Below are 15,308 nucleotides of genomic sequence, written 5' to 3'. Positions count from 1 at the left end.
CACAAAAAAACATCATGTTGCTGCCGCTGCGTTAGCACTACGCTTTCGCACAAAAAAACATCATGTTGCTGCCGCTGTGTTAGCACTACGCTTTCGCACAAAAAACATCTGTTGGCCCAAAGCCCCTGCGGTTGTCACGGATTTTGAAGAGGAGCTTTTCGAGCGAGTTCGAAAAAAATCCAGATGCAATTACGCTCGAGCGTAATTGATGTTGCTCAAGTTTCGTTTTTACCATAGAGTGATATTGAATAACTAGATTTAAATCAACATAATAGTTTTTCAACAACATGAGCACGTCTTCTATAAAGGAGACGTGTTTTTATCTTACTGTGTGTACTAAAATTAATTTTTTAAGAACCATTGGATGCTTTGAACATTTAGGCTTGTTTCGGTAAACTAGAGATAATGGAGCTTGGAAAGGAAAAAGACATGATGTATGAAAAAATAATGAATTCACTGGACGATACTGAGCACTTTGCATTGAAGCTTGCCAACTTACTAGAAGCCCGGGATACAATAACGTTGGAGGGGGATTTGGGTGCTGGAAAAACGACATTTACAAAGGCCTTAGCAAAGGGACTGGGTATAAAAAAAACAGTAAATAGTCCAACATTTACGATTGTGAAGCAATACGAGGGACGTTTACCATTTAATCATTTGGATGTTTATCGTCTAGCAGAAAGCGATGAAGATCTTGGTTGGGACGAGCTATTTTACGGAGATGCTGTATCGGTGGTAGAGTGGGCACATCTCATTGAACAAGATTTACCACAGGAGCGTTTAGGAATAGAGATTTACCGGATTGGAGAAAATCAACGACGATTTGTGTTAACACCTTGTGGAAAGCGATATGAGGCATTATGTGAGGAGCTAATGAAATGATTTGGTTAGGGATTGAAACGGCGAATGCACCGCTGTCTGTTGCTGTTGTGAGGGATGGACAAGTGATTGCAGAGATTGTACAAAATATAAAGTTAACACATTCAGCGGGAGCGATGCCTGCTATTGAGAATGTGCTTGCACGAGTCAACATAAAGCCAAGCGAGTTAGATGCAATTGCGGTATCTGAGGGGCCAGGCTCATATACAGGAGTCCGAATTGGTGTAACACTGGCCAAAACGCTAGCATGGACACTACAAAAGCCTCTCATTGGGATATCAAGCTTAAAAGCATTAGCTGCAAATGCTGCATTATATGAGGGATTCATCTGCCCAATTTTTGATGCGCGAAGAAACAATGTATATACGGCTGTTTATAAGGGTTCAAAACTAGAGACCATATTTGATGACTATCATGACCATATTGATAGCTTATTAGCACGTTTAAAAACTCTGGAGGCACCTGTTTTATTTGTTGGGGCTGATGTAGCTATATTTTGGTCCAAGATCGTAGAAGTACTAGGTGATGATGCTCATCGTGCACCTTTTAGTTATGATTTGCCCCGAGCAAGTGAAATAATTCGATTAGCATCGACCCTAGAGTTACCTAATGTGGATGCAGTTCATCACTTTATCCCACAATACAAACGTATTGCAGAGGCAGAGGCGAACTGGCTAAAGGAACAGAAGGAGAAAACGGATGAGTAGTAAGATAACATATCGTAAAATGGTTTCTGACGATGTTCCAGCTGTATATGCGATCGAGCTTGCTACATTCCCTGCGCCATGGACGCTAGATTCTTTTTATTATGAAGTACATGAAAATCAATATGCACATTATGTGTTAGCTATAGACGAAGATGACAGCATAATTGGTTTTTGCGGCATGTGGATGGTGGTAGACGCTGCGCAAATTACGAATGTTGCTGTTATAGAATCAGCCCGTGGTCGTGGAATAGGTGAAGGATTAATGCGAGAATCCATGCGAATTGCGCAACAGAATGAGATGGAAATCATGAGCTTAGAGGTGAGAGTAACGAATACTGTTGCTCAAAATCTTTATCGAAAGTTAGATTTTCAAGATGGCGGCTTACGAAAAGGTTATTATACAGATAATGGGGAGGATGCCCTTGTTATGTGGGTGAATTTATAATGGAAAAACGAATGATATTAGCAATAGAATCGAGCTGTGATGAAACAGCAGCAGCAATTATTCAAAATGGTTCCGAAATTGTTTCGAATGTTGTTGCCTCACAAATAGAAAGTCATAAACGATTTGGCGGAGTTGTACCTGAAATTGCGTCTCGCCATCATGTTGAACAAATTACGGTGGTCATTGAAGAAGCCTTAGCTCAGGCAAATATGCAACCGAGTGATTTAGATGCAGTTGCAGTTACAGAAGGACCAGGTCTAGTAGGTGCATTGTTAATAGGAATTAATGCTGCAAAGGCCTTTGCTTTCGCTAACAATTTACCGATTATTGGTGTTCATCATATAGCAGGGCATATTTATGCAAATGCACTTGTCCAGCCAATGGAATTCCCACTCTTGGCACTTGTTGTATCCGGCGGTCATACAGAGCTTGTGTATATGAAGGAGCATGGATCTTTTGATGTCATTGGTGAGACGCGAGATGATGCAGCGGGTGAAGCTTATGATAAGGTTGCGCGTGTTCTAAACTTGCCTTATCCTGGAGGACCACGTATTGACAAGCTAGCACAGGAGGGGGAAGAGGCTGTATTATTCCCAAGAGTGTGGCTTGAAGAAAATTCGTATGATTTTAGCTTTAGTGGATTGAAATCGGCAGTAATTAATTATAAACATAATATGGATCAACGTGGCGAAAAAATATCTCCCACTGCGGTTGCTAAAGGCTTTCAGGAGAGTGTAGTTGAAGTATTAACTGCAAAAACACTACGTGCTGCACGTGAATATAAAGTGAAACAAGTAATTGCAGCAGGAGGAGTGGCAGCTAATAAGGGTTTGCGAACATCGCTTGAGAAGGTTTTTGCTGAAGAGGGTATCCCATTTTTTGTTCCTCCATTAAAACTATGCACAGATAACGCTGCGATGATAGGGGCAGCAGCATCACCAATGTTTGAAGCTGGTATACGAGGAAATTTAACGATGAATGGTCGCCCTGGAATGGAGCTGAAATCCTGGGGGAAATAGAGAAAGAGGTGTCTTAGATTAAATTCTATGATACCTCTTTTTGATATGTGAAAAATATGTAGAAATATTACACAATGAAATGTTGCTGAATTGACAAATTTTTCAGAATATTATCCACAGATTAATTGTAAATAGAAACGACGAACATTCGTACTTATGCACAAATTGTTGATAACTTGTGTATAACTTGTGGTTATTCTATATATAGTAGCATGTTTTTCACATAAAACTGTGAGCAAAATAATTTAAATCTGTGGATAGTGTGGAAAAGTCTGTTGATATGTTGGTATTACTAGATTTCCTTTGTGCATAAAGCTGTGGGCAGTTTTTGTCGAAAAATAGCACTTGACCAATATATATGAAATATAAGCGCGGGTAAAGAAAAAAGCCATGTGTCAGGCACACGGCTTTACATCTAACTATACAATGATATTTTCAAGTTCTTCATTTAATTCGAGCCATTCTAACTCAAATAGCTCATGTTGTTCCTTAGCAATGGATAATTCCTCTTGCAGCTGTGAGATTTTCTCATGATTTGTGAAAATCTCTGGATCACAAAGTTCTGCCTCTAAATGGGTTATTTCAGCATTTACCTTCAGCATTTTACCTTCCAGTTCTTCAATCGTACGCCTGATTTGGCGTTCTCGTTTTTTTGCTTCTTTATCAATTTTAGAGGTAGAGGCTTTTTCAGCTATATCTATATGACCTTGAGATTGAGAATTAATAGTAGCCTTCATTTGTGCTAGTTCTAGTAGTTCCTGCTTCTTTTCTAGATAGTAATCATAGTCACCTAAATACTCGAAGGAACCATCACCAGATAGCTCAACTACTTTCGTAGCGATTCGATTAATAAAATATCTATCATGTGATACAAATAATAATGTTCCAGGATAATCAATCAACGCATTCTCTAAGACCTCTTTGCTATCTAAGTCTAGGTGGTTGGTAGGCTCATCTAGAATTAAGAAATTTGCCTTTTGCATCATTAATTTTGCAAGAGCAAGTCTGGCCTTTTCACCACCAGATAAAGAGGATACGGCTTTATCCACATCTTCACCACTAAATAAGAATCGGCCTAGAACAGTTCGAATATCCTTTTCATTCATTAATGGCCATTCGTCCCAAAGCTCTTTTAAAACACTTTTATTGCTGGTGAGCTTTGCCTGCTCCTGATCATAGTAACCAATTTGAACATTTGTTCCATAGCGAATTTCTCCAGAGAGTGGTGCTAAATCTTTTATAATGGTTTTTAATAAAGTGGATTTACCTACGCCATTTGGTCCAACAAGCGCAATTCGATCTTCTCTATAGGTCCGCAAATGAATGCTGCTTGATATTTTTTTAGCACTATAACCTATTGTTAAATCATCAACAGATAATACATCATTACCACTTTGACGGTCGATTGTGAAACCAAAGCTTGCCGATTTTTCATCACCATCAGGAGATTCCATCCATTCTGTTCGTTCTAACATCTTACGGCGACTTTGTGCCATCTTTGTGGTAGAAGCACGTGCAATATTTTTTTGAATAAACTCCTCAAGCTTCGCTTTTTCATCTTGCTGGCGTTCAAACATTTTCATATCACGCTCATAATTTTTCGCTTTTTCATCCAAATAAGCACTATAATTACCTGTATATTTTGTTACACGATGACGTGAGACTTCATAGACAATCGATACAACCTGATCTAAGAAATAGCGATCGTGGGAAACAATAAGAATCGCGCCCTCATAGCCTTTTAAATAAGATTCTAACCAGGATAACGTTTCGATATCTAAATGGTTTGTAGGCTCGTCTAGTATTAAAAGATCTGGTTTACTTAAGAGAAGCTTAGCCAGTGCTAAACGAGTTCGTTGCCCTCCTGATAATGAACGAATGGATTTCTCGTAATCCTCAGGATAAAACTGCATGCCATGAAGCACTGAACGGATATCAGATTCATATTGATAGCCGCCTGCATCTTTAAAATTATGCTGTAATTGATCGTACTCAGACATTATTTTGGCATATAAAACAGAGTCTTCATATACAGCTGGATCAGCCATTTGTTGTTCTAGTGAGCGAAGAGTCTTTTCTTGTGCCATAAGTGGTTCAAATATGGTCAACATTTCATCCCAAATCGACAAGGTTGAGTTTAATCCAGCGTGCTGTTCTAAATAGCCGATTTGTATGCCCTTAGGAATAATAATATCACCCGCATCATATGACATTTGACCGGCAATTATTTTTAGTAAAGTTGACTTACCTGCACCATTTCGTCCTACTAATGCAACACGATCACGATGTTGAACCTCTAACTTAACGCCGCTTAGTATTTCATCTACAAGGAAGGATTTATATAGTTGATTGACCTGTAAAACAATCATTCTTGACACCTCAATTCTTCCTTAGTGTAATGGATGAACGATGTGCTTGCAATGTCGATGCTTTACTTATTCCGAGCAGTCATGTAAGATTGAAACGATTTCTCTTTAGTTAGTGGCGTAAATGGCGCCATTAACTAAAGAGAAATCCTCCAATAGAAATAATAAACTTTGTAAGTAGTTCATTAAGCATGTATCATTTAAAATATGTTTAGGCGAATTTGATACACACAAGGAGGAAAAAGTTTGAAACAAGAATTAAAAATTCCACAAGCCACTACTAAAAGACTTCCTCTTTACTATCGATTTATCCAAAACTTTGCGCACGAAGGCATGGAACGAATTTCATCGAAAGAACTAAGTGAAGCGATGAAAATAGATTCAGCAACCATTCGCCGTGACTTTTCTTATTTTGGTGCACTTGGGAAAAAAGGATATGGCTACGATGTTCAACATTTATTAACATTTTTTAGCCAAACGCTAGATCAACATGAAACGACAAAAGTAGCGTTAATCGGTGTGGGGAACTTAGGTAGTGCTCTATTAAAATATAATTTCCAAAAAAATCATAATACACATATCGTTGTAGCATTCGATTCAAAAGCTCCAAAGGATGGTAAGATGATTAGTAATATTCCTGTTTTTCATCCTGATTTATTGGAGGAAAAATATGCTGAATATGGCGCAGAGTTAGCCATATTAACCGTTTCACCACGTTCAGCACAAAAAATGGCTGACCGTCTAGCAGCCATGAATGCAAAGGGTATCTTAAACTTTACCCCAGAGCGCATTACTGTGCCAGATAAAATGCAGCTCTTAACGATAGATTTATCTGTTGAATTACAGGCACTTATTTATTTAATTCGTAATCAGGAAGAGTGAAAATAATACATAATTCAAAGTATAGTTCACAGTTTCTGTCAAATAGAAATATGATATAAAATACGAAGTAATCTATGAAGAGTGACGAAAAACTTTCACATATAATTAGTTAGCAAAATGGCGAATTATGCGTTAAAATGATGGATATAAAGAGGAGGTGGCTGAAATGGGTCCAATAGGTCCAATGAGCCTCGTTATTATCGGAGTTGTCGCTTTACTAATTTTTGGTCCTAGAAAGTTACCAGAGCTCGGTAAAGCATTTGGTTCAACGCTACGTGAATTCAAAAATGCTACTAAAGGATTAGCTGACGATGACGATGATGACAAGAAAAAGAAAGAACTAGATAAGTAAGTTAGGATGTTGAGGAATGAATCCAAAAGATCTAACTGTTATTGAGCATATAGAAGAATTAAGAAAACGGCTTTTCATAGTTGCCGTTTTCTTTGTTCTTGCTATGATTGCTGGCTTTTTTGTTGCAAAGCCAATTGTTAAATATCTTCAAATTACTGGGGAATCCTACAATATAGAACTCCATTCATTTGATGTAGTAACACCACTGTCAATTTATATCCAAGTTATTTTTTTAATATCATTTATTCTTTCTTCGCCGATATTGATGTACCAATTGTGGGCATTTATAAGCCCAGGTCTAAGAGACATAGAACGAAAAGCAACCTTAAAGTATATACCGTATTCTTTTTTATTGTTTTTAGCAGGGCTGTCCTTTTCATTCTTTTACTTATTTCCTTATGTCATAAAATTTATGATGAGCTTATCGAATGAATTAGATGTACTGCCAACAATTGGCATAAAACAGTATTTTTCATTTTTATTTAGACTTACAATACCATTTGGTTTCCTTTTCCAATTACCGATTGTAGTCTTATTCTTTTCACGTATCGGAATGTTATCTCCTGAAATACTAGTTCGTTTTCGAAAGTATTCCTATTTTGGTTTATTTGTGTGCGCAGCTATAATTGCACCGCCCGAGCTGGCTTCGCATTTAATGGTATCAATACCACTGTTTATGCTATATGAAATTAGCATTATGATCTCACGTATTGGCTATAAAAAATACCTGAAATCAGAGGAAATGCGATTAAAAGAAGAGCAGGAAGCTGAGCAAAAACGACAGGTTGAAGAGGCACTTGAACAACAGCGACGACAAATAGAAGAATTAAATCAATAAAAAATAAAGAGCTCGATGCACATGCATATCGAGCTTTTTAAATGTAATTTTTGACGACAAATAACTAAAAAATCAGTGGGATAAAAAGCTCCCACTGATTTTTTATTGCATTTTTTGTAGTTCTTCAAGCAACTTTTGCAATCGTTCTGCATACAATTGTACAAGTGTCACAAAACCATTCAGCATGACGTGGGCGATAATGGACGTCCAAATGCGTTTTGTCTTGTGGTATAAGAAGGCAAAAATCAATCCACAAATTGTATAAAGCAAGATATGTGAAAAGTCCCTATGAATAAGAGCAAAGAAAATGGCACTTACTATAGCCGCTATCCAGAAATTCGTTGTTTGGACAAGCGATCCAAAAATTACACGGCGGAAGACGAACTCTTCTAATATTGGTCCAAATACGACAATCGCAAATATCGCAATAGGAGCGCCTTTTGCAATAGCTACAATATCAGCTGTGTTTTGCGACCCACCCTGGATACCGAATACAGCCATTTCGATAGCTGCGCCAATCATTTGGCCGATAAAAACTAAGAAGAAACCAATAATTCCCCACATGATTGACAGTGGTATAGTTTCTTTCTTTCCTTGATAAATATCCCAAAATGTTTTATCACGGGATGTAAGGATTAAGCTTAGAATTAACGCAATGGCGAAGCTAAGTGCAATATACCAGCCCTGTGTTAATGGAGCTGCTTGTTTACTAGCTAAACCAGTAGTACTCATAACAAGCTTATGAAATGGTACTAACAGCCATTTGCCTGATATTTGCATGAGGATATAAATCAATAAAACATATAGGGCTGTTTTTTTATGTTTAATTACTTTTTGAGAATTAGTCACAGTCAAAATCCTTTCCATTCATTATGCTACCTTTCTATTGTAGAGGAATATGGAAAGAAAACAAAATTTTTCGAAGTTCTGGCTTGCAAAAAAAAGTGTGATTGATTATCATAATAATTGTGTTAGCACTCAACTGTATAGAGTGCTAATAAACTCTCAACAAACATTTAATTAATAGGAGGTTGTTTCACTTGTTAAGACCACTAGGAGATCGTATTGTAATTGAACTAATCGAGGTAGAAGAAAAATCTGCATTCGGTATTGTACTGCCAGACTCTGCAAAAGAAAAGCCACAAGAAGGTAAAGTTGTAGCAGTTGGGACAGGTCGTGTGTTAGAAAACGGACAACGTGTAGAGCTTGACGTTAAAGTTGACGACCGCATTATTTTCTCAAAATACGCTGGTACAGAAGTTAAATATGAGGGTAATGAATACTTAATTTTACGCGAAAGCGATATTCTTGCAATTATTGAATAATGCAATGCTTTATTTAGGTAATAAAGCGAATGCCTATAATGATTGTCACATATGACAATAACAGTATGGTGAAATTGATATAAATATATTGATGAAGCTTAACGAATATTCCATTTCAGGAGGGTAAATTCAAATGGCAAAAGATATTAAATTCTCAGAAGAAGCTCGTTCATTAATGTTACAAGGTGTAGATAAATTAGCAAACGCAGTTAAAATTACATTAGGGCCTAAAGGGCGCAATGTCGTTTTAGAAAAAAAATTCGGTTCACCACTTATTACAAATGATGGTGTGACTATTGCAAAAGAAATCGAACTAGAAAACCCATATGAAAACATGGGTGCAAAATTAGTAGCAGAAGTTGCTTCTAAAACAAATGAAATCGCAGGTGATGGTACAACTACAGCAACAGTACTAGCACAAGCAATTATTCGTGAAGGCTTGAAAAACGTGACAGCTGGTGCAAACCCTGTTGGAATTCGTAAAGGGATTGATAAAGCAGTTACTGCTGCACTGACAGAATTACACGCTATTTCTCGTCCAGTAAGCCATAAAGATGAAATTGCACAGGTTGCTGCCATCTCTGCTGCTGATGATGAAGTTGGACAACTTATTGCTGAAGCAATGGAGCGCGTTGGTAACGATGGTGTTATCACAATTGAAGAATCTAAAGGCTTCACAACAGAGCTTGATGTAGTAGAAGGTATGCAGTTTGACCGTGGCTATGCTTCACACTACATGGTGACTGATACAGATAAAATGGAAGCGGTTCTTGATAACCCATACATTTTAATTACAGATAAAAAAATTACAAACATTCAAGAAGTATTACCATTATTAGAACAAGTGGTACAGCAAGGTCGTCCACTTTTAATCATTGCTGAAGATGTTGAAGGGGAAGCTCTTGCAACACTTGTAGTAAATAAACTTCGCGGTACATTTAATGCTGTAGCAGTTAAAGCACCTGGATTTGGTGACCGTCGTAAAGCGATGTTAGAAGATATCGCTATCCTAACTGGTGGTCAAGTCATTACAGAAGAATTAGGCTTAGACCTTAAATCTGCTGATATTACGTCTCTAGGCCGCGCTGCGAAAGTAGTTGTGACAAAAGACAACACAACAATCGTAGAAGGTGTTGGCGGTGCTGATGCAATCGAGGGTCGCATTGGTCAAATCCGTGCTCAGCTTGCTGAAACAACTTCAGAATTCGATAAAGAAAAATTACAAGAACGCCTTGCAAAATTAGCAGGTGGTGTAGCAGTCATCAAAGTTGGTGCTGCAACAGAAACTGAGTTAAAAGAACGTAAACTTCGTATTGAAGATGCACTTAACTCAACTCGTGCAGCTGTTGAAGAAGGTATCGTATCAGGTGGTGGTACTGCACTTCTTAATGTGTACGCAGCTGTTGAAAATGTGGCAGATGCAGAAGAAGGCGATGTAGCAACAGGTGTGAAAATCGTTCTACGTGCGTTAGAAGAGCCAGTTCGCCAAATTGCAAACAACGCTGGCCTTGAAGGCTCAATTATCGTAGATCGCCTAAAACGTGAAGAAATCGGTGTAGGCTTCAACGCAGCAACAGGTGAATGGGTGAATATGATTGAAGCGGGCGTTGTAGACCCAGCGAAAGTAACGCGCTCTGCATTACAAAACGCAGCATCTGTAGCAGCTTTATTCTTAACAACAGAAGCAGTTGTAGCAGATATTCCAGACCCAGCAGCGCCAGGAATGCCTGATATGGGTGGCATGGGCATGCCGGGGATGATGTAATTAAATATAGTAAGGCAACACTTCTTTTAGGAAGTAGTGTTACTCACAATTAATATAAATACACCTACCACTTCTCATCATTTCTACTATCTGATGAGAAGTGGTTTTTTTCTTTTAAAGTTTACCTACCCAGAACATTCAATATAAAAACCACCTCTTATAATTAGTAAATAATTATAAGAGGTGGTTTTTATGTTTAAGATTCCTAAAATTATAGTTCATTTGATACGGTTTTAACCGAATAATAAATTAAGAAGCTCTTTTAATACAGAAAGGAGGAAAGTAGATGCGTATTGAATATAACCAATATCATCAGCCAGTTACAGATCAAAAACTAACGAAGTCAGCAACACAAGTAACAGAAGATGAAAAACAATTGATGCAGAAGCAAAAGAGGGAACAAGAGCTAGAAAGGCAAAAGAAGATGGCAGAGCAATTAAAGAGAGAAACTGAGGCAGCTAAGAAGCAAATGGAGGCAGAGGAAGACAAGTTAAAAATTTATACAACATGTTTAGAAATTGCGAGACGTATTTCCTCTGGAGATAAAGTTCCAACGAAGGATCATCAATTTTTAGTCAAGCATGACCCCGCGCTATATGGAAAAGCGCTGACGATGCGTATACCTAAAGATGATCCTAAGGAGTACAAACAATTGTCTGAGGATGAGGAAAGCCAAAATAAGCAACAGTCAGGTATATCTGAAGGAATAAGCGAGCCTACGAGTCAGAATAATTCAAGCTCAACGGTAGATATAAAAATTTAAGTCATGCGTGTTACCTTTCAAAAGGACAATGGAGATGAAAAGTTGTGCAAAAAGTAGAAAAAGCCTCAATTGTGATATGGCTTTTAGGTGATTTACAATATTGTATAAAAAGATTATTTGTCATTTTAATAGCTTATTATTTATTTCAAGATTATGAGTTTGTACGGAAAATATGTATACTTGCCTCTTTATATTATACGGTGCAATTTCTTTATGAAGGGCTTATGAATATTTTTTATTATAAAAATTTCCGATATGTAGAAGATGAAGAAAGGATTCAAATATTCAAAGGAGGTATTACTATTCGTCATAGTACTATTCCCATTCGACGTATACAGCATGTGAGTATTACCCAAACGTTTTATGCACGTTTATTTAATTTATATAGTGTAGGTATATATACTGCTGGTGATTACCATAGCATCCAATTTGTAAAAAAGGAGGCGGCAGAGGTATTAAAAGAAAATATCACCATGTTCTTGATTGAGAAGGGAATTGACCAAGATGAGCAAGAAAAGAGATCATGTTCTTGAAATTATATATATCAATTATGACATCATTAAAGAGAGAATATATCCTATATTTGTGTTGATTCTTGGCTTGATTGGTGTTAATCAATTTTACGAAAAAATATTAAATATCGGATTTTTGTTGCTGTGTGCACTGATTATTATTTCTTCTATATTGCTTTGGTATTATAAAAACTTTTCTTTTGACAAGCAAAAAATCGTTATTGCCGAAGGTGTATTTGCTAAAAAACAACATGAAATTCCGATTAATCGTGTAAAATCTATTCGGATTTCAGATTCATTTCTAAAGCGAATAGCGGGTGTGTCGAATTTTAATATTGAATTAGTCGGAGGAGATGAATTTATCTTTGTATTAACAAATAAAGAAATTGTGAGAATAAAAAATGCTCTTTTTCCTTCTTATGAATTAATGCAGCCTAAAAAATCGATGCAACGTATATCATTTTTTCAAAGTTTGTTGCTAGCGTCAGCCGACCGGAGACTGTTTCTTGCCTCAATGTCCATCACGATGATTTTGCTTAATTTTTCTTCCAAGCTAGTAGGTTTTTGGATTGAAGGATGGGATACTGATGCAAGCCGAATAGGGTTTAAAGGAGCGTTTCAAATTGTTAAGGAGATGTCTTGGCAGGACGTGCTCTCATTAGTATTAATGTTTTTTATACTTTTCATTGTATCGATTTTGGTGTCAGCCATTTATATAATGATAACATATTGGAGCTTTCATAGTGAGAATGTAGGACAGTATATACATATATCCTATGGTTCGTTGAATAAAAAATCTGACCAAATTCCTTTAAATGAAGTGCGGTCTGTGCAAATTTTACAACCCCTATTTTTTCAATTATTTGGCTATGTACAAATCAGAGTTAATGTGATTGGTAGTGATGGGAGTATACTTTTATTTCCTATATTGAAACGGAAACAAGTGTCAGAATTTATACAACAGCAATTGCCTGTATTTAAAGTTGAACCAATGCAAAAAAATGTGAAAGCATCTGTATTACCTGATTATTTATTGAGCATAACTTGGTTTCCTACATTAGTATGTTGTGCTTTAGCGTATATTCATCCTTATTTTTTGTACGGTTTATTGTCATTAATATTTTATTTATACTTAGGGTATATGCGTTGGAAACATGCAGGTTTAAAAGTTGATGAACACTATATTCGCCATTCGGGCTATAATTGGTTCCAGGCGTTTCATATGATTACTCTGCTGCCCTATATTCAGCACACCGCAGTTAGTCAATCCATTTTTACAAAGGGAAGAAATGTTGCGAGCTATGAGTATTCGTTATATGCAGAAGATGGAGATGAATCATATAGTTGTTATGGATTAGACGCGCGGTATCAAGAAACCTTTTTAAATATTGCTCAAAATAATAAATAAGATGGTCCCTGTTTTCGATAAATCAACAGCCTGCGCTCAAGTTCACAATTTGAGAACAGGCTTTTTTGTGCTTATTGAAAATGATGAAAGCTATTAAATTAATTTTCCTGTTGTATTTCAATAGATTATCACTTACAATACATATTGAAAATGATAATCGTTATCATTTGAAGAAAATGTATTAGATAGAGGTGAAATCTTGGATAAACAGGATGCTAAAAGAATAGGCGTAGGTAACATGTATTATGTCATGATCTTACTTATCATTGGAACAATTTTATTATCTGCCGTGTTATCTGTATCAATAGGGCAGGTTAGTATTCCATTCAAGCAATCTATGGATATTCTTTTACATACGCTTACAAATGGAAAGTTAGGATCACTTGATCATATTCAAAATCAATCGTACTTAAATATTATTTTGCAGGTAAGGATGCCTCGTGTGGTTTTTGCTTTATTGATTGGCATTGGACTTGCCCTGTGTGGGGTAGTAATGCAGGCGATTGTTCAAAATCCGCTTGCTGATCCATATATTCTTGGTATTTCTTCAGGTGCAACATTGGGTGCAACTTTCGCCATTCTAATTGGCTTTGGTGGTAGTGCGTTCTTAGCCCAATTTGGTGTAGCTTTTGGTGCTTTTGCAGGGGCAATGTTGACATCGATGGCCGTTCTTCTTTTGTCAAGTATTGGTGGTAAAGCAACCTCCATTAAACTCGTGTTATCAGGGGTTGTGATAGGAGCGTTATGTAGTTCGTTTTCAAGCCTTATGATATTTTTTGCTAAAAATACGGATGCCATTAAAGCTGTTACGTTCTGGTCAATGGGTAGTTTAGCCACTGCTAGCTGGGACAAGACACCAATCTTAGCAGTTGTAGTTGTGTTAGGTGCAGCATTATTTCTTCTCCAACATCGCATATTAAATACAATGCTATTAGGTGATGAGTCTGCTATCACATTAGGAATCAATTTAAGCGTTTACCGAAAGCTATATATGATTCTTACGTCATTAGTAGCGGGGACTATGGTTGCCTATGCAGGAATGATTGGTTTTGTTGGTTTAATTATTCCTCATATTACAAGGGGCATTTTTGGTGCAGATCATAAACGATTAATGTTAGGTACGTTACTGTTAGGAGGGCTATTTATGATCTGGGCAGATATTTTGTCTAGAACATTAATCCAAAATGTTGAATTACCTATAGGAATCATTACCTCTGTTATTGGATCACCATTATTTATCTATATGATTGTAAAAAAAGGTTACAACTTCGGAGGGTAGAACAATGGAATTAATTGCTAAGGAAATGGAAGTCAAGATAGGCAAAAAAGAAATTGTTAAAAATGTATCTATTCATGTGAAAAAGCAACAATTTGTGGGCTTAATCGGACCAAACGGATGCGGAAAGTCAACTTTGTTGAAAAGTATCTATAAAAGCATTTCACCGCAAAAGGGAATGGTTTTTTTAGATGATTTAGATGTTTTAAAAAGTCCTGAGAAAAAAATTTCTCAGCATTTAGGTGTAGTTGGTCAATTTAATGAAATGCATTTTGATTTAACTGTGCATCAGATGGTGCTGTTAGGCAGAACACCTCATAAGAAAATGTTAGAGTCAGACACGAAGCATGATTATGGTGTAGTTGAGGAAGCGTTGAAACGTACAAATTTACAAGATTATAAGGATCGTAGCTATTTATCGTTATCTGGTGGAGAAAAGCAAAGGGTTATTTTAGCAAGAACAATTGCACAGCAACCTAAATTTATGATACTGGATGAACCTACTAATCATTTAGATATCCGCTATCAAATTGAAATTTTATCTTGTGTGAAAGAGCTAAATATAGGAGTCCTTGCAGCTCTTCATGATTTAGAGATGGCAGCGCATTATTGTGATTATCTTTACGCAGTGAAGGATGGAGAAATTTATGCGCATGGCACACCAGAGGAAGTATTAACTCCAGATACAATAGAAGCTCTATATCAAATTAAGTGTCAAACATTTACTAATCCAGTGACGAATGGATTAAGTTTTGCATATGGATTTTAGGA

17 protein-coding genes are annotated in these 15,308 nt (G+C 36.8%); 15 read left to right on the top strand and 2 right to left on the bottom strand.

Annotated features, from left to right (window positions below):
* The 5 genes from AC3WOM_RS21310 to tsaD form a co-directional block, all read left to right on the top strand.
* On the top strand, positions 1-205 hold a 205-nt coding region (locus tag AC3WOM_RS21310; protein ID WP_492448242.1), incomplete at its 5' end, for a hypothetical protein.
* 227 nt (positions 206-432) lie between these two features.
* Complete coding sequence (gene tsaE / locus AC3WOM_RS21305) at positions 433-882, top strand: tRNA (adenosine(37)-N6)-threonylcarbamoyltransferase complex ATPase subunit type 1 TsaE (RefSeq protein WP_492448244.1); 450 nt, start codon at positions 433-435, stop codon at positions 880-882.
* On the top strand, positions 879-1,586 hold the full coding sequence (gene tsaB / locus AC3WOM_RS21300) for a tRNA (adenosine(37)-N6)-threonylcarbamoyltransferase complex dimerization subunit type 1 TsaB (protein WP_492448241.1): 708 nt from the start codon (positions 879-881) through the stop codon (positions 1,584-1,586). Before tsaE ends, tsaB begins: the two co-directional genes overlap by 4 nt.
* Positions 1,579-2,031: a ribosomal protein S18-alanine N-acetyltransferase gene (gene rimI, locus AC3WOM_RS21295; protein WP_492448240.1), complete on the top strand. Its 453-nt coding sequence runs from the start codon at positions 1,579-1,581 to the stop codon at positions 2,029-2,031. Before tsaB ends, rimI begins: the two co-directional genes overlap by 8 nt.
* Complete coding sequence (tsaD, locus tag AC3WOM_RS21290) at positions 2,031-3,050, top strand: tRNA (adenosine(37)-N6)-threonylcarbamoyltransferase complex transferase subunit TsaD (RefSeq protein WP_427548885.1); 1,020 nt, start codon at positions 2,031-2,033, stop codon at positions 3,048-3,050. Before rimI ends, tsaD begins: the two co-directional genes overlap by 1 nt.
* 419 nt (positions 3,051-3,469) lie before the next feature.
* Here the strand turns inward: tsaD and AC3WOM_RS21285 are convergent, their stop codons facing one another.
* Positions 3,470-5,419 carry an ABC-F family ATP-binding cassette domain-containing protein gene (locus AC3WOM_RS21285; RefSeq protein WP_492448243.1) on the bottom strand — a complete coding sequence of 650 codons (1,950 nt, stop codon included), beginning with the start codon at positions 5,417-5,419 and terminating at the stop codon, positions 3,470-3,472.
* Positions 5,420-5,662: 243 nt separating this feature from the next.
* On the opposite strand from AC3WOM_RS21285, the gene AC3WOM_RS21280 reads away from it, so the two are divergent.
* From AC3WOM_RS21280 to tatC, 3 genes are all read left to right on the top strand, one after another.
* Positions 5,663-6,298 (top strand): redox-sensing transcriptional repressor Rex, encoded by a 636-nt coding sequence (locus tag AC3WOM_RS21280; protein ID WP_427548883.1) that lies wholly within the window; start codon positions 5,663-5,665, stop codon positions 6,296-6,298.
* 166 nt (positions 6,299-6,464) lie between these two features.
* Positions 6,465-6,650 (top strand): twin-arginine translocase TatA/TatE family subunit, encoded by a 186-nt coding sequence (locus AC3WOM_RS21275; protein ID WP_427548882.1) that lies wholly within the window; start codon positions 6,465-6,467, stop codon positions 6,648-6,650.
* Between the two features lie 16 nt (positions 6,651-6,666).
* A complete protein-coding gene (gene tatC, locus AC3WOM_RS21270; RefSeq protein ID WP_492448239.1) occupies positions 6,667-7,488 on the top strand; it encodes a twin-arginine translocase subunit TatC in 822 nt (273 codons plus the stop codon).
* A 102-nt stretch (positions 7,489-7,590) separates the two neighbouring features.
* On the opposite strand, the gene AC3WOM_RS21265 is transcribed toward tatC, so the two are convergent.
* On the bottom strand, positions 7,591-8,355 hold the full coding sequence (locus AC3WOM_RS21265) for a CPBP family intramembrane glutamic endopeptidase (protein ID WP_492448238.1): 765 nt from the start codon (positions 8,353-8,355) through the stop codon (positions 7,591-7,593).
* Between the two features lie 173 nt (positions 8,356-8,528).
* On the opposite strand from AC3WOM_RS21265, the gene groES reads away from it, so the two are divergent.
* The 7 genes from groES (at position 8,529) to AC3WOM_RS21230 (ending at position 15,306) form a co-directional block, all read left to right on the top strand.
* Positions 8,529-8,813: a co-chaperone GroES gene (groES, locus tag AC3WOM_RS21260; protein WP_054771925.1), complete on the top strand. Its 285-nt coding sequence runs from the start codon at positions 8,529-8,531 to the stop codon at positions 8,811-8,813.
* A gap of 133 nt (positions 8,814-8,946) precedes the next feature.
* Positions 8,947-10,578 (top strand): chaperonin GroEL, encoded by a 1,632-nt coding sequence (groL, locus tag AC3WOM_RS21255; RefSeq protein ID WP_427548877.1) that lies wholly within the window; start codon positions 8,947-8,949, stop codon positions 10,576-10,578.
* Positions 10,579-10,864: 286 nt separating this feature from the next.
* Positions 10,865-11,341 (top strand): hypothetical protein, encoded by a 477-nt coding sequence (locus AC3WOM_RS21250; RefSeq protein WP_492448237.1) that lies wholly within the window; start codon positions 10,865-10,867, stop codon positions 11,339-11,341.
* Positions 11,342-11,385: 44 nt separating this feature from the next.
* Positions 11,386-11,874 (top strand): PH domain-containing protein, encoded by a 489-nt coding sequence (locus AC3WOM_RS21245; RefSeq protein ID WP_492448236.1) that lies wholly within the window; start codon positions 11,386-11,388, stop codon positions 11,872-11,874.
* On the top strand, positions 11,846-13,261 hold the full coding sequence (locus tag AC3WOM_RS21240; RefSeq protein WP_492448235.1) for a PH domain-containing protein: 1,416 nt from the start codon (positions 11,846-11,848) through the stop codon (positions 13,259-13,261). Before AC3WOM_RS21245 ends, AC3WOM_RS21240 begins: the two co-directional genes overlap by 29 nt.
* 199 nt (positions 13,262-13,460) lie before the next feature.
* Positions 13,461-14,540: a FecCD family ABC transporter permease gene (locus AC3WOM_RS21235; protein WP_492448234.1), complete on the top strand. Its 1,080-nt coding sequence runs from the start codon at positions 13,461-13,463 to the stop codon at positions 14,538-14,540.
* A 4-nt stretch (positions 14,541-14,544) separates the two neighbouring features.
* On the top strand, positions 14,545-15,306 hold the full coding sequence (locus AC3WOM_RS21230) for an ABC transporter ATP-binding protein (RefSeq protein WP_427548873.1): 762 nt from the start codon (positions 14,545-14,547) through the stop codon (positions 15,304-15,306).
* Positions 15,307-15,308: the final 2 nt, after the last annotated feature.

The organism is Lysinibacillus sp. FW301-JW8 (assembly GCF_058788755.1).
Note: the sequence above shows the minus strand (reverse complement) of the source record. Positions and strands in the feature narration are given on the sequence as shown.